The sequence below is a fragment of the Allorhizobium sp. nf9_anc genome, from assembly GCF_056323085.1.
In genome coordinates this window covers 1,262,222-1,278,410 of sequence record NZ_CM150481.1, presented here as the reverse complement: position 1 = coordinate 1,278,410, position 16,189 = coordinate 1,262,222, and the positions used below count along the sequence as shown (strand labels likewise).

18 protein-coding genes are annotated in these 16,189 nt (G+C 61.5%); 11 read left to right on the top strand and 7 right to left on the bottom strand.

Annotation, left to right across the window (positions count from 1 at the left end):
* Positions 1-169: 169 nt before the first annotated feature.
* The 3 genes from pncA (at position 170) to panB (ending at position 2,587) form a co-directional block, all read left to right on the top strand.
* On the top strand, positions 170-796 hold the full coding sequence (gene pncA / locus AC02Y0_RS05890) for a bifunctional nicotinamidase/pyrazinamidase (RefSeq protein ID WP_476382975.1): 627 nt from the start codon (positions 170-172) through the stop codon (positions 794-796).
* A gap of 89 nt (positions 797-885) precedes the next feature.
* Positions 886-1,758 carry a pantoate--beta-alanine ligase gene (gene panC, locus AC02Y0_RS05885; protein ID WP_476382974.1) on the top strand — a complete coding sequence of 291 codons (873 nt, stop codon included), beginning with the start codon at positions 886-888 and terminating at the stop codon, positions 1,756-1,758.
* 1 nt (position 1,759) lies between these two features.
* Entirely contained in the window at positions 1,760-2,587 is an 828-nt protein-coding gene (gene panB / locus AC02Y0_RS05880; protein ID WP_476382973.1) for a 3-methyl-2-oxobutanoate hydroxymethyltransferase, read from the top strand.
* Here the strand turns inward: panB and AC02Y0_RS05875 are convergent, their stop codons facing one another.
* Positions 2,588-2,836, bottom strand: a complete 249-nt coding sequence (locus tag AC02Y0_RS05875; RefSeq protein ID WP_476382972.1) for a DUF2164 domain-containing protein — start codon at positions 2,834-2,836, stop codon at positions 2,588-2,590.
* A gap of 170 nt (positions 2,837-3,006) precedes the next feature.
* On the opposite strand from AC02Y0_RS05875, the gene AC02Y0_RS05870 reads away from it, so the two are divergent.
* Both AC02Y0_RS05870 and AC02Y0_RS05865 read left to right on the top strand, forming a co-directional pair.
* Positions 3,007-3,708, top strand: a complete 702-nt coding sequence (locus AC02Y0_RS05870) for an AzlC family ABC transporter permease (RefSeq protein WP_476382971.1) — start codon at positions 3,007-3,009, stop codon at positions 3,706-3,708.
* Positions 3,705-4,016 carry an AzlD family protein gene (locus AC02Y0_RS05865; protein WP_102022098.1) on the top strand — a complete coding sequence of 104 codons (312 nt, stop codon included), beginning with the start codon at positions 3,705-3,707 and terminating at the stop codon, positions 4,014-4,016. The genes AC02Y0_RS05870 and AC02Y0_RS05865 overlap by 4 nt, the downstream gene beginning before the upstream one ends.
* 3 nt (positions 4,017-4,019) lie before the next feature.
* Here AC02Y0_RS05865 and AC02Y0_RS05860 read toward each other — a convergent pair whose 3' ends face one another.
* A complete protein-coding gene (locus AC02Y0_RS05860) occupies positions 4,020-5,855 on the bottom strand; it encodes an aminopeptidase P family protein (RefSeq protein WP_476382970.1) in 1,836 nt (611 codons plus the stop codon).
* Between the two features lie 264 nt (positions 5,856-6,119).
* Between AC02Y0_RS05860 and AC02Y0_RS05855 the strand changes: the two genes are divergently transcribed.
* Entirely contained in the window at positions 6,120-6,293 is a 174-nt protein-coding gene (locus AC02Y0_RS05855; RefSeq protein ID WP_168801322.1) for a hypothetical protein, read from the top strand.
* 153 nt (positions 6,294-6,446) lie between these two features.
* Here the strand turns inward: AC02Y0_RS05855 and AC02Y0_RS05850 are convergent, their stop codons facing one another.
* The 3 genes from AC02Y0_RS05850 to AC02Y0_RS05840 form a co-directional block, all read right to left on the bottom strand.
* The gene (locus AC02Y0_RS05850) at positions 6,447-7,331 is read right to left on the bottom strand and encodes a 50S ribosomal protein L11 methyltransferase (protein WP_476382969.1); all 885 of its coding nucleotides are present in this window, start codon (positions 7,329-7,331) and stop codon (positions 6,447-6,449) included.
* An 87-nt stretch (positions 7,332-7,418) separates the two neighbouring features.
* Positions 7,419-8,018, bottom strand: a complete 600-nt coding sequence (locus AC02Y0_RS05845; RefSeq protein WP_476382968.1) for an SCO family protein — start codon at positions 8,016-8,018, stop codon at positions 7,419-7,421.
* A gap of 128 nt (positions 8,019-8,146) precedes the next feature.
* Positions 8,147-8,302, bottom strand: coding sequence for a hypothetical protein (locus tag AC02Y0_RS05840; protein WP_476382967.1), 156 nt, complete (start codon positions 8,300-8,302; stop codon positions 8,147-8,149).
* 138 nt (positions 8,303-8,440) lie between these two features.
* Between AC02Y0_RS05840 and AC02Y0_RS05835 the strand changes: the two genes are divergently transcribed.
* The 4 genes from AC02Y0_RS05835 (at position 8,441) to AC02Y0_RS05820 (ending at position 12,459) form a co-directional block, all read left to right on the top strand.
* The gene (locus tag AC02Y0_RS05835) at positions 8,441-9,229 is read left to right on the top strand and encodes a DUF2189 domain-containing protein (RefSeq protein ID WP_476382966.1); all 789 of its coding nucleotides are present in this window, start codon (positions 8,441-8,443) and stop codon (positions 9,227-9,229) included.
* A gap of 193 nt (positions 9,230-9,422) precedes the next feature.
* Complete coding sequence (locus AC02Y0_RS05830; RefSeq protein ID WP_476382965.1) at positions 9,423-11,390, top strand: methyl-accepting chemotaxis protein; 1,968 nt, start codon at positions 9,423-9,425, stop codon at positions 11,388-11,390.
* Positions 11,391-11,392: 2 nt separating this feature from the next.
* Positions 11,393-11,857 carry a chemotaxis protein CheW gene (locus AC02Y0_RS05825; RefSeq protein ID WP_476382964.1) on the top strand — a complete coding sequence of 155 codons (465 nt, stop codon included), beginning with the start codon at positions 11,393-11,395 and terminating at the stop codon, positions 11,855-11,857.
* Positions 11,858-12,096: 239 nt separating this feature from the next.
* Positions 12,097-12,459 (top strand): hypothetical protein, encoded by a 363-nt coding sequence (locus AC02Y0_RS05820; RefSeq protein ID WP_476382963.1) that lies wholly within the window; start codon positions 12,097-12,099, stop codon positions 12,457-12,459.
* A 209-nt stretch (positions 12,460-12,668) separates the two neighbouring features.
* Here AC02Y0_RS05820 and AC02Y0_RS05815 read toward each other — a convergent pair whose 3' ends face one another.
* Both AC02Y0_RS05815 and AC02Y0_RS05810 read right to left on the bottom strand, forming a co-directional pair.
* Positions 12,669-13,157 carry a CreA family protein gene (locus AC02Y0_RS05815; protein WP_102022091.1) on the bottom strand — a complete coding sequence of 163 codons (489 nt, stop codon included), beginning with the start codon at positions 13,155-13,157 and terminating at the stop codon, positions 12,669-12,671.
* Between the two features lie 46 nt (positions 13,158-13,203).
* Positions 13,204-13,842, bottom strand: a complete 639-nt coding sequence (locus AC02Y0_RS05810; RefSeq protein WP_476382962.1) for a 3'-5' exonuclease — start codon at positions 13,840-13,842, stop codon at positions 13,204-13,206.
* Positions 13,843-14,034: 192 nt separating this feature from the next.
* Between AC02Y0_RS05810 and AC02Y0_RS05805 the strand changes: the two genes are divergently transcribed.
* Complete coding sequence (locus AC02Y0_RS05805) at positions 14,035-16,119, top strand: DEAD/DEAH box helicase (RefSeq protein ID WP_476382961.1); 2,085 nt, start codon at positions 14,035-14,037, stop codon at positions 16,117-16,119.
* The last annotated feature ends 70 nt before the right edge of the window (positions 16,120-16,189 follow it).

Genomic DNA, 16,189 nt, shown 5'->3' with positions numbered 1-16,189 from the left:
AATTGCGGATCTGACCGCAGGCGCGGCCGGGTCGAAGAACGACTTCAGTCGGAACGATGGAACCAATCGATTGTTCCATCTTTCGGAACCTGCTGAAATCGGGATAGCCGCCCTTGATCCGAAGCTCCGTCATTGCCATCTTGCGCCGCACAAGAAATGGAGCCCGATCATGACCAAGGCCCTGCTGCTCATCGACATCCAGAACGGCTTCTGCCCCGGCGGCAATCTGCCGGTTGCGGAAGGCGATGCGGTCGTCCCCGTCGCAAACCGCCTGATGGCAAGCGGCGCCTATGATCTGGTCGTCGCATCGCAGGATTGGCATCCCGCCGATCACGGCAGCTTCGCCTCCCAGCATGCCGGCAAGAAGCCTTTCGACATGGGAGAGCTCTCCGGCCAGCCGCAAGTCATGTGGCCCGATCACTGCGTCCAGGGAACGGTGGATGCGGACTTCCATCCGGATCTCGAAACCACCCGCATCGACTTCATCCAGCGCAAGGGCGAAAATCCCAAGGTCGACAGCTATTCCGCCTTCCGCGACAACGATAAGGCGGCGCTGACGGGTCTTGGCGAATGGCTGAAGGCGAAGGGCGTGACCGAGCTCGACCTGTTGGGTCTCGCCACGGACTATTGCGTCAGGTTCTCCGCTCTCGACGCAGTCGACATGCTGCCCGGTGTGAAGGTTCGACTGATCGCAGACGGCTGCCGCGGCATCGATCCGAAAGGCGTCGAGGAGGCCCTCGAAGCCATGCGCCTCGCAGGCGTCGAGATAACCGACAGTGATCGATTCGGTTTCTGAGGAAGTTTCTGCAAAGGATTCGTGCGATTGCCTTTTTTGGCGGCAAGCGCTAGAGCCGAGCCAGTGAGAAGACAGGGAGGACGCCGGTCATGGAAATCGTCACCACGATCGCCGCTTTGCGACTGAAGCTCGCGCCCCGCCGCCGTGCCGGCCAGACCATCGGCTTCGTGCCGACCATGGGTTATCTGCATCAGGGCCACTTGAGCCTCGTCGGCCGCGCCAAGTCTGAAAACGACGTCACCGTCGTCTCGATCTTCGTCAATCCGCTGCAGTTCGGCAAAAACGAGGATCTCGAAAAATATCCCCGTGACCTCGCCCGCGACAGCGCCATGCTGGAAGAAGCAGGCGTGGATTATCTCTTCGCCCCCGGCGTCGAGGATATGTATCCGGAACCGATGCAGACGGTCGTCGATCTGCCGAAGCTCGGCTCCGAGCTTGAGGGCGAGGCACGCCCGGGACACTTCGCTGGCGTGTCAACCGTCGTCACCAAACTCTTCAACATCGTCCAGCCGGACGCCGCCTATTTCGGCGAAAAGGACTATCAGCAGGTCACGATCATTCGGAAGATGGTCGAGGATCTCGCCCAGCCGGTCCGCGTCGTGCCTGTCGCAACCGTGCGGGAGGCCGATGGCCTCGCCTGCTCCTCGCGCAATGTCTACCTGTCGCCCGCCGAGCGCGCGGCAGCGGTCATCGTGCCGAAGGCGCTCGCGGAAGCCGAACGCCTGCTGCTGACCGGTCTGCGTGACGTGGCGACGCTGGAAAGCAAGCTGATCGAGTTCATCCGCACCGAACCGCTGGCAGAACCCGAGGTCGTCGCGATCCGCGATCCCCGCACCCTGGAGCGCATTGAGACGGTGAATGCCACCGCGCTCGTGCTGCTTTACGTCCGCTTCGGCAAGACCAAGCTTCTCGACAACCGCATCATCGGCCAAGCGGCCGCCACCGGCATGGAGGCCGCCTGACATGAGCACACCACCCCGCCAGAAGCGCTTCACCCCCGCAGATATCACGGCCCTCAAGGGCGTGAGGCCGATCGTCTCGCTGACCGCCTATACGACGCCGGTCGCACGTATCCTCGACCGGCACTGTGATCTGCTGCTCGTTGGCGACAGCCTCGGCATGGTGCTCTACGGCATGGAGACCACTGTTGGTGTCACCATGGACATGATGGTCGCCCACGGCCAGGCAACTATGCGCGGCACGTCACGCGCCTGCGTGATCGTCGACCTGCCCTTTGGCTCCTATCAGGAGAGCAAGGAACAGGCCTTCCGCAACGCCGTGCGCCTGATGAAGGAAACCGGCTGCGACGGCGTGAAGCTCGAAGGCGGCGCTGAAATGGCGGAGACGGTCGAATTCCTCGTCAGCCGCGGCGTTCCGGTCTTCGGTCATATCGGCCTGATGCCGCAGCAGGTAAACACCTCGGGTGGTTATCGCTCCAAGGGCCACAGCGAAGCCGAGCAGGACAAGATCCGCCGCGATGCCAAAGCAATCGACGAAGCCGGCGCCTTTGCCATGGTGATCGAAGGCACTGTCGAGCCGCTCGCCCGCGAGATCACCACCACGGTGAAGGCTGCGACGATCGGCATCGGCGCCTCACCCGCCTGTGACGGCCAGATCCTCGTCTCCGACGACATGCTCGGCCTGTTCAACGAGTTCAAGCCGCGCTTCGTCAAGCACTATAGCGAGCTGGCGGAGGTCATCGACAAGGCCGCCAGCGACTACGCCGCCGAGGTGAAGGACCGCGTCTTCCCGGGCCCGGAACACACCTTCCAGATCCGCACGAAGAAGTAGTCACGTCTCCGGCAGGCGCTCCATTTCGTAAAGCGCATCGTTGATCTGGTCGACCTGCCGGGCAAGCAGCGCCTGCGCATCGCGCAGTCCCTTGTTGTAGTAAAACGGGCCGATTAGCGCGGCGACGAGGTCGACGAGTGTCTCGGCCTCGAACCGTCCGAGCTCCACCTCGGCGTCGTCCGACAGATGGCGCTGAACCCTGAGGAGCAAGCGCTCCTTCTCTTCCCGGCTGATCAGATCCTTATCCATCCTGCCTGCTCAAGCTCCACCATGCTCGGTTGCGACTTTTCGACAAGACGACGGCAACCGTCCAATGGCAATGGGCAATCATCAACGACGATGGTCGTTCCATCAGCGGAATTGGTTTGTCCACCGGACAAACAGGCTTTAGCCAGCAGAGAAACGCGAGAATTGCCGAGATGTCCCGATCCGAATTCACCCAAGGTGCGCTGAAGGCACTTCCCGTCATCATCTCTGCGGGTCCCTTCGCGATCCTGTTCGGAGCCGTAGCCGTCGCCAATGGCCAGACGGTCGCCGAAGCAGCCCTGATGAGCGCGACGGTCTATGCCGGCGCCAGCCAGTTGGTGGGCATCGAACTGTTCGGCCAGGACGTACCCATGTGGGTCGTTATCCTCTCGATGCTGGCCGTGAACTTCCGCCACGTCCTCTATTCGGCTGCGCTCACCCCCTTCATCGACCACTACACATTTCCCCAGAAGATGCTGAGCTTCTTCCTGCTCACCGATCCGCAGTTTGCAGAAGCCGTCGCCCGCGGCGAGAGCGGCCGCGAGGTGAGCTTCCCCTGGTATCTCGGCTTCGGCGCGATGATCTATGTGCCCTGGGTTGCCATGAGTGGTGTCGGCGGGGCGCTCGGCAGCGTCATCGGCAATCCCGCTGACTGGGGCATAGACGTTCTGCTGCCGATCTATTTCCTCGGCCTGGTCCTCGGCTTCCGCAAGCGCGGAAATTTCCTGATGATCGTCGCCATCAGTGCCGTAGTTTCGGTGATTGCACAGCACCTGATCGGCGCCCCCTGGCACATCAGCGTCGGCGCCCTCGCAGGCATTCTACTGGCGGCTGTTCTCCCGCTGCCTGCCGCCCGTGAGGAGACAGCACCATGACCACCCTGCTCACGCCCTACATGACGCTACTGATCGCGGCCGCCGCAGCCGCGACCTTCCTCACCCGCATCGCCGGCTATGTGCTCGTAAAGCGGCTGAAATCCATGCCGCCACGCCTGGAGGCGGCCCTCAATGCCGTTCCTGCAGCCGTCCTGACCGCCCTCGTCGCACCCGCCTTCTTCTATGGCGAGATCGACGTGAAGGTCGCGATGGCCGCGGCCCTCCTGATCGGCTTGCGCTTCGGCGCTATCCCCATGCTGATCGGCGGCTGGGCCACCGTCATGCTGATGCGCCAATTGATCGGATGACCCTCAGCGCGCAAACGGCGCCGTTGCCTGCTCAAGCCACTCGCGCGTCGCTGCATCGGAGATAAGCGGCGACAACTCTTCGCGGGTCTTGGCATGATAGGCGTCGAGCCACTGCAGCTCGTCCCGCGTCAGCAGGTCCTCGACGATGAGGTTGCGATCGATCGGCACAAAGGTCAGCGTCTCGAAACCGAGCATCGGCTGGTCGCCACCCTCGATCGCCTCGGCCTCGCGCACATAGATCAGGTTCTCGATGCGGATACCGAAGCTGCCCGGACGGTAGTAGCCCGGCTCGTTCGAGAGGATCATGCCGGGCAGCATCTCCTGCGTAGACAGCCGGGCAATCCGCTGCGGCCCCTCATGCACGGAGAGATAGGAGCCAACGCCATGGCCCGTGCCATGGGCGAAGTCGGCACCGGCCTTCCACAGCGCGATACGGGCCAGGGGATCGAGATCGCAGCCGCGCGTGCCCTTCGGGAAACGCGCCGTGCTGATCGCAATCATGCCCTTCAGCGCCAGTGTGAAGAATCGCTTCTGCTCTTCCGGCACCTCCCCGACAGCAAGCGTGCGGGTGATGTCGGTGGTGCCGTTCACATATTGGGCGCCCGAATCGATCAGGAACATCTCGGCCGACCGGATTTGTCGGTCGCTTTCCGTCGTCACGCGGTAATGCATGATCGCGGCGTTCTCGCCGGCACCGGAGATCGTGTCGAAGGAGATATCCTTGAGCGGGTTCTGCATGCGCTCGCCGACCGAGGCGCGCACGGCTTCCAGCTTCTGCGCTGCCGCGATTTCGGTCAGGCTGCCATGCGGCTGCTCGTCGAACCAGCGGAGGAATTCCACCATGGCCACGCCATCCTGCAAATGGGCGGCAGCCGAGCCAGTGAGCTCGACCATGTTCTTCACAGCACGGCCAAGCTTTGCCGGATCATTGCCCTCGACCACCTCGCCACCGCTTTCGCGGATCATGCGGGAGAGTGCGTACGGCGCGAGATCGGGATCGACGAGGATGCGCGCGCCATCGCGGGCAACACGCTCCAGCCGCTCGGACAGGACGGCCGGATCAACCTGTTCGCAGAGGTCGCGCAGATAGCTCTCGACCTCAAGATTGGTCTTTGCGCTGTCGAGGAAGAGTTCGGCCGAACCGTCTGCCTTGATGATCGCGCGAGACAGCGGATGCGGCGTGTGCGGCACGTCGCTGCCGCGCAGATTGAAGATCCAAGCGACCGACGATGGATCGGTGATCAGAACAGCCGCCAGATTCCTTTCGGTCAGATCGGCGCTGATCTTCTTCAGCTTGTCAGCAGCCGATGCACCCGCCTGATTGAGGGCCTGGATCATCACGGCGCCCTTCGGCTCTGCCGGGCGATCCGTCCAAAGGCGATCAACAGGGTTGAAGGGAAGGAAGACCAGACTGCCGCCCTTGTCGGCCAGCGCCTTCTCCAGCCGGCGCACTTCGGCACCGGTATGCATCCAGGGATCGATGCCCAGGCGAAAACCCTTCGGTGCCCGGTTTTCGATCCACTTGTGCGGCGGTTCACCGACGAGATCGCCAGGCGTGAAGACGGCAGGATCCACTTGCTGAGCAAGCTGCGTGACATAACGCCCGTCGACAAAGACGACGGCCAGCGTTTCGGTCACCATCAGCATACCGGCCGACCCGGTAAATCCGGTGGCCCAGGCCAGGCGTTCGGCCGATTCCGGAACATATTCTCCCAAATACTCATCCGAGCGCGGAACGAGCACACCGTCGATTCCGAGTTCGCCGAACAAGCCGCGTAACGCTGCGATGCGGGACTTGCCGTGAATCGGCGTGGACTTGACCTCGAAGGACTGAAACATGGGGCTTGCTCGCGCTGAGTTACGGATTCTGTCAGCGCTTATAGCAAGGCCTCCCGGCCCTCACCACCACCGGAGCATCGTTTCGCAGCAGATGCCGCCCCTCTAAAACAGATATGCCGCAATTTCAGGCAGAGCTTATGTTGCTATGCAGCAAACGCAGATCTCCCGTGCTCCAAGCCATCTGACTGAACCGAGACAATGGGACTATATCAGGGTCATCGAGGACGACAAAACAAGCGTCCGAAACTGAGAAGGAACCGAGAGATGGCCAAGTCTTTCCTGCGTACCGCCCTGAACAATCTTGTCGAGGCACGCCAGCGTCGTGCCGATCTCTATGCAACCGGCGCACTGCTGTCGCTTGACGACGCTTCGCTGGCAGCCATGGGCCTGACCCGCGACGAACTGCGCCGTCGTCCGCATCAGCGCTCGATCATCTGATCGGCAGCGGCTGGCAACGGCCGTCTAATCCAGCATCCGCTTGAGCGCTCCTCCCACGCTCGCGGACTTCGGCGCGGCATGATGCCGATGCCAAAAAGGCGGCTCCTTGCGGGGCCGCCTTTTTTTCATTGCCGCACAGGCTGACGTTACGTCTCAGCCCTTCCCTTGCGTGAAGTGAATGGTCACCCAGCCGTTGCGCCAGATCGTCTTCACATGGGACAGTCCTTCCGCGCTATAGGCGGCGATGACCTTCCAGCGCTGCTCGGCCAGAATGCCGGAGAGAACCACGGATCCGTTCGCAGCCAGATGGTTGACGAGTTGCGGCGCCATCTTGATCAGCGGCCGCGCCAGGATATTGGCGATGACGAGATCGAAGGGCCCGTATTCGCGAAACGCCGTGGAGTGGAAACCGGGTGCCGTGCGGAAATCGATGCCGTCGACAATCTGGTTGCGCCGCGCATTGTCTTTCGCGACACGGACAGCAATCGGATCGATATCCGTCGCCAGCACCGGCACCGGAAGCAGCTTGCGCACCGCGATTGCCAGAACACCGCTGCCTGTACCGAGGTCGAGCGCATTGCGCACCTTGCGGGAGCGAACCACCTTTTCGATGACTTCCAGGCAGCCTGCCGTCGTGCCGTGATGACCGGTTCCGAAGGCCTGACCCGCGTCGATTTCGATCGCGACGTCATGCACCTGCACCTTGTCGCGGTCATGGGACCCATGCACGAGGAAGCGTCCGGCGCGGACCGGCTTCAAGCCTTCGAGAGATTTAGCAATCCAGTCGATATCGGGGATGACCTCGCGCGCGATCGTGAAATCCGGGAACTCTTCGGCGAGCAGGTCCTCGAAGCGTGGCCTGACCTCATCTTCCTCGGCGGCCATCAAATAGATGGACGCCTCCCAGATATCCGCCTTCTCGTCGACCTCGGTGGTCGCGATCGCAAAATCCTCTTCGCCGAAGGCAAAGCTCATCAGATCCAGGATCCGATTGACGTTCTTTTCGGTGCTGGTCACATAAAGGCGGATTTCGGCCACGATCGGTCTTCCTCGAAGGTCTGGGCGGTCAGGCGTTGCGGTACAACGCAAACGGCGCCATGGCAACCTCCGGCGAAGGGCTCGACCTCAGCCCTTCATCAGGTTTTCAAGCTTCTTGATCGCCGTGTCGGGGTTCTCGCCATAGGCAATCGTCCCCTTGAAGCGGCCCTCGGCATCGAGCAGGAAGACGGACGCCGTGTGATCCATGGTGTAGTCGCCATTGGGCTTGGCTTCGTCGAGCGGCACCTTCTTGGCGTAAACGCGGAAGCCCTTCACGACGTTGGCGATCTTCGCCGGCTCGCCGGCGATACCCTTCACGCGGTCGGTCACGTTGGAGATGTAACGCCCGAGGGTCTCCGGCGTATCCCGCTCCGGATCCACCGTCACGAAATAGGCCTGCAGCGCCTTGGCATCGGGGTCGACCGTCTTCAGCCAGCCGTCGAGCTCGAAGAGTGTCGTCGGGCAGACTTCCGGGCAATGGGTGAAACCAAAGAAGAGCGCAGTCGGCTTGCCCCGGAAGGCCTGCTCGGTGATCGGCTGGCCGTTCTGGTCGACAAGCTGAAACGGCACGCCGAACGGCGCTTCCGCAATCGTCTGGTCCGACTGCGTCACCTGATAGGTCAGCCAGCCAAGCACGCCCGCCATGACGACCACTGCCGCCCACAAGATGACCCTGACTTGTTTCATGCTGGCAATCCCTTGCATCCGATTTCATTGCCAAGCCGGATAAACCTACCGACACGGGAAGGCAATTCAACTTGGTGTGGAAGGGCCAATGAGCGCCGATTTGTCACGGTCTACGCCAAGCGCTGCGGTCAGAAGCAGTAGGCCAGACCGCTTTCGATGAGGGTCAGGAAGATCTCACCACCGAAGCGCATCCAGCCGAGAAACACGGCGAGCGTAAACACTGCCCCTGCCAGGAACAGGGCCGTGTATGGCAACCACTTTTGTGAACGCGCGAAATCCGACATGACCTCATCTTACCGCAGTTTGTTCAGGATGAAACGGGAGAATCGCAGTGCAGCTAAGGCGACTTGACGGATATCAAGGAAGAGAATCATGATTTGCTGACAGATTGTCGCAAGGACCAGGCGTCTTGGGAGGGACCAATGGAACAGCAGGCACTCGATCGCGGCTCACTGCCAAAACTGCAGATCAACCCACTGAGCATGCAAGACGTGCGTGCCGCCTTTGCAGACGGCTGGCGTGACTTCCGCGCCTACCCTGCCTTCGGCCTGTTCTTCGGCGCAATCTACGCTGTGGGCGGCATCTTCATCGCAGTCATGCTGACCTATTATCACTTGCCCTGGATGATCATTCCCGTCGCCATCGGCTTTCCCTTGATCGGCCCCTTCATCGCCGTCGGCCTTTACGAGATCAGCCGCCGGAACCAGCGGGGCGAAGCCGTCGGCTGGAAGGCAATCCTGGCCGAGGTCTTCCGCCAGCGCGAACGACAGCTCTCCTGGATGGCCTTCGTCGTGCTGTTTATCTTCTGGATCTGGATCTACCAGATCCGGTTGCTGATGGCGCTCTTCCTGGGCTTTCGCATACCGGCAACCCTGGATGCCTTCGCCAATGTCGTGCTGACGACACCGCAAGGGCTTCTTTTCCTCGCCATCGGGACGGTCGTCGGTGCGGTGCTCGCCATGATCCTCTTCACCGCCACCGTCATCTCCATGCCCCTGCTGCTCGATCACGACGTCGATTTTGTCACCGCGATGCTGACCAGCATGCGCACAGTGATCGAAAACCCGGCCCCCATGCTGGCATTCGGACTGGTCGTGGCAGCACTCGCGATTGCCGCGCTGATTCCCCTATTCCTCGGCCTACTCGTGGTTTTACCCGTGGCCGGGCACGCCACTTGGCACCTTTATCGTCGGGCAATTACAGCCTCTTGACGCAAGACAAGCTCAGATTGCGGTGCAAATCGCCACAGTTAGTTTTAGATTAACTAATATTAGAGATTCTGCGTGAGCGTTTTGGCCAACGAGGCCAAGCGGACATGACTGTCCACCGGGACACTCCTCCCCGGATTGCGCATGACACGTCACCGGCGTGCAGGGGCCGTCGGGATCGAGGCTGGGGAGTTACATGTTCAATCTCATCACGGGTAGAGACCTGTCGGTCAAACAGCGTCTCATGACGCTTGGGGCCGCAGCAGTGATCGGCATAGGCTCGATGCTCGCCATCGGCTGGTACCAGAATGCGCGGATATCGGCCGCGATCCAGGACTCCATCGAAATCAAGAATGACGTCGAACGCATCAACGAGATGCGGCTCGCCAATGCCAACATGGTGCTGGCCGCCATGGACACGATCATCGATCGCGGCGAAGGCAAGATCCAGGAGGAGCGGGTCGAAATCATCGGCGCGGCTGTAGCGCTGTTGACCGATGGCATACCCGTTCTCAAGCTGGTCGCGGACGAGGCCGGCGCACCGGGAGAGGTCAGCACCTACGAGGCCGACCTGAAGATTGTCGTCAACGCCATCCAGGTCGATCTAAAGCGGATGGTCGAGACGGGAGCTCCGGAAGAAGATTATGCCGCAATTGACGATGCGATCGACGGCGCCGGCGAGCGACTTGCGGGCGTGCTCAACAATCTCTCGGCCCTTGGTGGCAACCTCGTCGAAGACTACGTCAATGAGGCGACCAACCGAAGCGACCAGGCGCTGACCTTCCAGCTCGGTCTGGGCAGCCTTGCCTTCATTACCGTCATCCTTCTCCAGCTCGTGCACGGCAACTCGATCGCCAACGGCATCCACCTCGTCCGCAACAGCATGAAGCGAATCACCGAGGGCGATTACGATTCGCAGGTCGAGGGCACCGATCGGCGCGATGAAATTGGGGGCATGGCCCACTCAGCCGAACTCTTCCGCAAGGCCGCGATCGAAAAGCGCGAACTTGAAGAGAGCAGCAAAATCCAGCGCGAACAGAATGAAACGGAGCGCGAAACCCGCACGGCAACCATGGAGGCTGACACGCGCGCCTTGAAACTGGCCGTCGATGCGCTCGGTGAAGGCCTCACACGCCTGTCCAAGGGCGATCTCTGCGCTGCCATCACCGGCCCCTTCCCTGCCGATCTTGAGCGGCTTCGGACCGACTTCAACGAGGTTGCGACCAACCTCAAGCGGGTCATGACCGAGATCGCCACCAACAGCAGCTCGATCTATGCCAACAGCCAGCAGATGCGCAGCGCCGCAGACGACCTGGCACGCCGTACCGAACAGCAGGCTGCGTCGCTCGAAGAGACCTCCGCCGCCCTTTCCGAAATCACCGAGACAGTGAAGACCGCGACCGACCGGGCTGAAGAAGCGAGCCACATGGTCGACAATGCCAAGGTCTATGCCGAGAAGTCGGGTGCCGTTGTCAACGACGCAATGTCCGCCATGAACCGGATAGAAGACGCGACCGACGAAATCGGCAAGATCATCAACGTGATCGACGAGATCGCCTTCCAGACCAACCTTCTCGCCCTCAATGCCGGTGTGGAAGCCGCGCGCGCCGGTGAAGCCGGCAAGGGCTTCGCAGTCGTGGCACAGGAAGTGCGCGCGCTTGCCGGACGGGCTGCTGACGCGGCACGCGATATCAAGACACTGGTCACCCGATCCAACGACGAAGTGCGCTCCGGGGTCGACCTGGTCACCGCAACAGGTGAGGCGCTGCATCGCATCGGCGAAGATGTTTTACGAATTAACGAGCACGTTAAGGCAATCGTTACCAGCGCAAGAGAACAATCAGTTGGACTGAGCGAGATCAATTCGGCCGTCGGACAGATGGATCAGGTCACGCAACAGAATGCCGCGATGGTGGAGCAGACCAATGCGGCGAGCCATACGCTGGCAAGCGATGCGGAAAACCTTTCGCGGCTCGTCGGACAGTTCAAGGTTTCCTTGGACGACGCTGCTCATGATCGACTTCAGGAGCCGGCACAGGCCGCCTCCCCTCAGAAACCGTCTCCCGCACGGGCTCTGAGGAACAGAGTTGCGGGATCGTTCAACCGTACTGCTTCGGCAACAGCTCCTGCTGCCGCAGCGCAAGAACACTGGGAAGAGTTCTGAATATGAGCAATGCTATCAAACAGTCGGGTGCGTATCTCGAAATCGTGTCCTTCCATCTCGGAGAACAGGAATTCTGCATCGACATCATGGTGATCCGCGAAATTCGCGGTTGGGCACCGGTGACGCCGATGCCGCATACTCCGCCCTACGTGCTCGGCCTGATCAACCTGCGCGGCGCGGTGATACCGGTGATCGACATGGCCTGCCGTCTCGGCATGAAGATGACAGAACCATCCGAGCGCGCCGCCATCATCGTCACAGACATCGCCGGCAAGCTTGTCGGCCTGCTGGTCGAACAGGTATCCGACATGATGACGATCAAGAGCGAAGAACTGCAGCAGGCGCCGGAAATCATCCCGGAAGCCCAGCGTGCATTCTGCCGTGGTATCGTCGCACTGGAAAAGTCGATGGTCTGCTTCCTCAACCTCGACACCGTGATTGCCGACGAGCTGGCCCAGGCCGCCTAAGCCAACATACCTTCCCAGGAAAATGCTCCGCATCTGCGGGGCATTTTTTCTTGCGCTTCATATCGAACGCGATCGGAATCACCGATGGCGTTCTTTTTCGTTGTATAAAGCCATGGCGAATATTGATTATGATTTATAAATAATTTTAGCGCCTGCCGGAACCCTAATCATGGTCCTGCGTTTTCCTGTCAGCTTCCCACGAAGCAGAAAATTCTGAAAAGAAACCAAGGAGAAAGACCATGAATTCTGCAGTAAAGCTTGCGCTCGCCGGTGCCATGTCCATCGCCTCCGTTTCGGGCGTTGCCCTTGCCCAGACAACTGCCCCGATGGTCGATTCCACGACCACCACGAATTCCACCACGATGTCGACTGAAGGCGTGAGCATCATCCGTCTCGACAGCCTCGACAACGACCAGGGTCGCCAGGAGCACACCCGCCTTGAGCAGATGGCCAACGACCAGGCTGCCATGACCGAAGCCCAGGCTGAAGTCGCCGCTGACCCGGCCCTCGTGCAGGCCCTGCAGTCGCAGAGCATTGAAGCCATGAACGTCATCGACGTCGAGACCGCTGCCAACGGCGGCAAGATCGTCTACGTCAAGTAAGCTCTCTCGCGAGACTTCTGAGAACGCCCTGGATCCTTACGGTTCCAGGGCGTCTTTCTTTGGAGTGGAGAACAGGTTCCGCTCCGGCCGGCTGCGAAATGGGGGTGACGCGGCACCGGCATGTCATGAATGGCGGAGCCGCAGCGCTTCGGAAAGTGACCGGCGTCACACGAATGAGTAGCGACGCCGATCCACCCTAAACTGGTCCGTTACTGCGGTTTACCGGCCGTCCACACGACATTCTGATTGAACAGCGGCACAGTCGAGATCGCCATTTTGGCAGACCCCTCCACGACCTGGCGCGAATGTGCCAGATAGATCAGCGTGTCGTTTTCCTTGTCGTAAATTCTGTTCACGACCAGCGACTTCCAGATGATCGAGAGACCTTCGCGGAAGACTTCCTCGCCCTCTTCCGAAAGCTCGATGTCACCAATCTCGATTGGTCCAGTCTGCCTGCAGGCGATCGAATTGTTGGAAGGGTCTTCGAACCAGTTGCCCTTCGACAGCCGGTCGATGATAGAGCGGTCGAAATAGGTGACATGGCATGTGACGCCCTTGACGGCGGGATCGGTCATCGCCTCGATGACGATGTCGTTGCCGACCCAATCCACGCCGACCTTGCCGACAACCTCGGCCGCAACAGGAACGGCAGCCACGACTGTCAGGGTGGCGGCGGCGAGGACGTGCTTGAAGGACATATTCTTCACTCCTTTGTGAACTGTCCCCCAAACATAAGGTGCCGCATCAGGCTTGCAAGGAGGCGACGCGGCGCGGCTTCCGCGCAAACGAGCACGGCTCATAGCCACGCCGGTTGAGGCGCCCGACATTCAGCCCGAGCTTCAACGCCAGATCGAAGCAATCCAGGGCCTCGGCTTCCAGCGCCATGGCAAGGCAGGCCTCGGCGCAGATCCGCGCATCTTCGGCCGCATTATGATGCGCAAAGGTCAGCCCCAGATGTGCCGCGAGAACGTTCAGCCGATGCGAACCCAAATCCGGCCAGTGACGCTGGGCGAGCTTGACGCTGCACAGATAGGAAAGCTCGGGATATTGCAGCCCGACAAGGTCAAGGCAGGCTCGCAGCACGGAAAAATCGAACGAAGCATTATGCGCGATCATCCGCGCACCTTCGAATTCACCCGCGAATTCGGCCATGACATCCGCGAAGTCGGGCGCATGCGCCGTATGTTCAGGACGAATGCCGTGAATGGCGACATTGAAGGGAGAATAGCGGTTGTCCGGCGGCCGGATCAGGCGCTCCTCGATCCTGACGACCCGCCCATCCTCAATGAAGGCAAGGCCGATCGAGCAGGCACTGGCCCGTGCTTCGGTCGCGGTTTCGAAGTCGATGGCAATCGTCTTGCCGGAGAAATCGGAGATAGACATGGCAATTCCTTAGGCGTCGGGCGGGATTTGGGCAAGGCATCGGCTTGCACCCGCCTTCACCATAAGACGCCTTTTCCACGCCTCCCCCTCGACTTTCCGGGTCTGTGCGAGTAGGAACAGCGCCAACATACCCGCAATCGGCGGGCGCGGCGCTTTGGCCCGCATCATCCATCACATTCGAAAGACCTATTCATGACTGATTTTGACGCCATCGTCCCGGCGATCGCTGAGGCCTTGCGCAAGCGCGGGTACGAGACCCTCACCCCCGTGCAGCAGGCGATGATCGACCCTGACCTTCAAGGTCGCGATGCGCTCGTCTCAGCCCAGACCGGCTCCGGCAAGACCGTTGCCTTCGGCCTTGCCATGGCCCCGACGCTGCTGCCGGAAGGCGGTCGCTTCGAGCGCGCCGGCGCACCGCTGGCGCTTGCCATCGCACCGACACGTGAACTTGCCATGCAGGTCATGCGCGAACTGGAATGGCTCTATGCCGAGACCGGTGCGATCATCGGCTCATGCGTCGGCGGCATGGACATCCGCAATGAGCGCCGTGCACTGGAGCGTGGCGCCCATATCATCGTCGGCACCCCGGGCCGCCTGCGCGACCACATCACCCGCCGCGCTCTCGACCTCTCCCAGATGCGCGTCGTCGTGCTCGATGAAGCCGACGAAATGCTGGATCTCGGCTTCCGCGAAGATCTCGAATTCATCCTCGAAGAATCGCCCGAAGATCGTCGCACGCTGATGTTCTCGGCAACCGTTCCGCGTTCGATCGCCGACCTCGCCAAGAGCTACCAGCGCGATGCCCGCCGCATCGAGACCGTGTCCGAGCAAAAGCAGCACGTCGACATCGAATACCGCGCGCTCGCCGTCGCGAACCCCGACCGCGAAAACGCGATCATCAACGTGCTTCGCTACTACGAAGCCCGCAATGCGATCGTCTTCTGCTCGACCCGCGCAGCAGTCAACCACCTGACATCCCGCCTGCACAATCGCGGTTTCTCGGTCGTCGCCCTCTCCGGCGAACTGTCGCAGAACGAACGCACACACGCGCTGCAGGCGATGCGCGATGGTCGCGCCCGCGTCTGCATCGCAACCGACGTTGCCGCCCGCGGCATCGACCTGCCCGGTCTTGAGCTGGTCATACATGCCGATCTCCCCACAAATTCCGAAACCCTGCTGCACCGTTCGGGCCGCACGGGCCGCGCCGGCAACAAGGGTGTCTCGGCGCTCATCGTGCCGAACAGCGCCCGCCGCAAGGCCGAGCGCCTGCTCGGTGGTGCCAATGTCCGCCCGACCTGGGCGCTGCCGCCCTCTGCCGACGAAGTTCAGGCCCGCGACGACGAACGCCTGATGGGCGATCCCTCGCTGACCGAAGTCATCACCGAAGACGAAGCGCCGATGATCGCATCGCTGATCGCGACCCATGGCGCCGAGCAGGTGGCTGCCGCCTTCCTGCGCCTGCAGCGTGGCAAGCGTTCGGCACCCGAAGACCTCATCCCCGTCAGCCTGGAAGCCGGCAAGGCCCGCAAGGAGCCCGATTACGCCAACCCTTCCAATTCCGCGACCAAGCCGCGCGGCGATTTTGGCGCCAGCGTCTGGTTCTCCGTCTCCGTCGGTCGCCGTCAGAATGCAGAGCCTCGCTGGCTGATCCCGATGCTTTGCCGCAACGGCAACATCACTAAGAACGAGATCGGCGCCATCAAGATGCAGCCGGAGGAAACCTTCGTCGAGATCGCCGCAAGCGCCCTCGACACCTTCCTCGGCGCGCTCGGCCCCAACAAGGCGATGGAACGCGGCATCACCCTCGCACAGCTGCCGGGCATGCCGGACTTCGGCGCACCGCCGAAGGAACGTGCACCCCGCCCGCCGCGCGAGGAAGGCGATCGCAAGCCTTACGGTGAAAAGAAGGCCTATGGCGACAAGAAGCCTTTCGGGGACAAGAAGCCCTTTGGCGATAAGAAGCCGTTCGGCGACAAGAAGCCCTATGCCCGCAAGGACGATCCGCCCGCCCGCCCGCGCGATGCCATGGCCGTGACCGATGCCGACGTCTGGGGCGACGCGCCCAAGCCGAAGCGCACCGACTGGAGCGACGACAAGCCGGCTTTCAAGAAGAAGCCCAAGGCCGCGTCCAACGCCTGGGACAAGCCTGCCAAGCCTGATTGGGCCGGCAAGCCGAAGGGTGACAAGCCAGCCTTCGCCGGCAAGCCGAAGGGCAAGTTTGAAGACCGCGGCGCAGCCGCCGGTCCGAAGAAGAGGACCTTCAAGCCCAAGGGCTGATTGCGCCGCGCGTGCAGTAGACTTCCCTCTCAAGTGAGAGGCATCGTGGCGGCCATTGGCCGCCACCTTC

What these genes read in the sequence shown, in the direction of transcription:
- pncA (WP_476382975.1), top strand. Translation starts at nt 170, where the DNA reads ATGACCAAGGCCCTGCTGCTCATCGACATCCAGAACGGCTTCTGCCCC.
- panC (WP_476382974.1), top strand. Translation starts at nt 886, where the DNA reads ATGGAAATCGTCACCACGATCGCCGCTTTGCGACTGAAGCTCGCGCCC.
- panB (WP_476382973.1), top strand. Translation starts at nt 1,760, where the DNA reads ATGAGCACACCACCCCGCCAGAAGCGCTTCACCCCCGCAGATATCACG.
- AC02Y0_RS05875 (WP_476382972.1), bottom strand. Translation starts at nt 2,836, where the DNA reads ATGGATAAGGATCTGATCAGCCGGGAAGAGAAGGAGCGCTTGCTCCTC.
- AC02Y0_RS05870 (WP_476382971.1), top strand. Translation starts at nt 3,007, where the DNA reads ATGTCCCGATCCGAATTCACCCAAGGTGCGCTGAAGGCACTTCCCGTC.
- AC02Y0_RS05865 (WP_102022098.1), top strand. Translation starts at nt 3,705, where the DNA reads ATGACCACCCTGCTCACGCCCTACATGACGCTACTGATCGCGGCCGCC.
- AC02Y0_RS05860 (WP_476382970.1), bottom strand. Translation starts at nt 5,855, where the DNA reads ATGTTTCAGTCCTTCGAGGTCAAGTCCACGCCGATTCACGGCAAGTCC.
- AC02Y0_RS05855 (WP_168801322.1), top strand. Translation starts at nt 6,120, where the DNA reads ATGGCCAAGTCTTTCCTGCGTACCGCCCTGAACAATCTTGTCGAGGCA.
- AC02Y0_RS05845 (WP_476382968.1), bottom strand. Translation starts at nt 8,018, where the DNA reads ATGAAACAAGTCAGGGTCATCTTGTGGGCGGCAGTGGTCGTCATGGCG.
- AC02Y0_RS05840 (WP_476382967.1), bottom strand. Translation starts at nt 8,302, where the DNA reads ATGTCGGATTTCGCGCGTTCACAAAAGTGGTTGCCATACACGGCCCTG.
- AC02Y0_RS05835 (WP_476382966.1), top strand. Translation starts at nt 8,441, where the DNA reads ATGGAACAGCAGGCACTCGATCGCGGCTCACTGCCAAAACTGCAGATC.
- AC02Y0_RS05830 (WP_476382965.1), top strand. Translation starts at nt 9,423, where the DNA reads ATGTTCAATCTCATCACGGGTAGAGACCTGTCGGTCAAACAGCGTCTC.
- AC02Y0_RS05825 (WP_476382964.1), top strand. Translation starts at nt 11,393, where the DNA reads ATGAGCAATGCTATCAAACAGTCGGGTGCGTATCTCGAAATCGTGTCC.
- AC02Y0_RS05820 (WP_476382963.1), top strand. Translation starts at nt 12,097, where the DNA reads ATGAATTCTGCAGTAAAGCTTGCGCTCGCCGGTGCCATGTCCATCGCC.
- AC02Y0_RS05815 (WP_102022091.1), bottom strand. Translation starts at nt 13,157, where the DNA reads ATGTCCTTCAAGCACGTCCTCGCCGCCGCCACCCTGACAGTCGTGGCT.
- AC02Y0_RS05810 (WP_476382962.1), bottom strand. Translation starts at nt 13,842, where the DNA reads ATGTCTATCTCCGATTTCTCCGGCAAGACGATTGCCATCGACTTCGAA.
- AC02Y0_RS05805 (WP_476382961.1), top strand. Translation starts at nt 14,035, where the DNA reads ATGACTGATTTTGACGCCATCGTCCCGGCGATCGCTGAGGCCTTGCGC.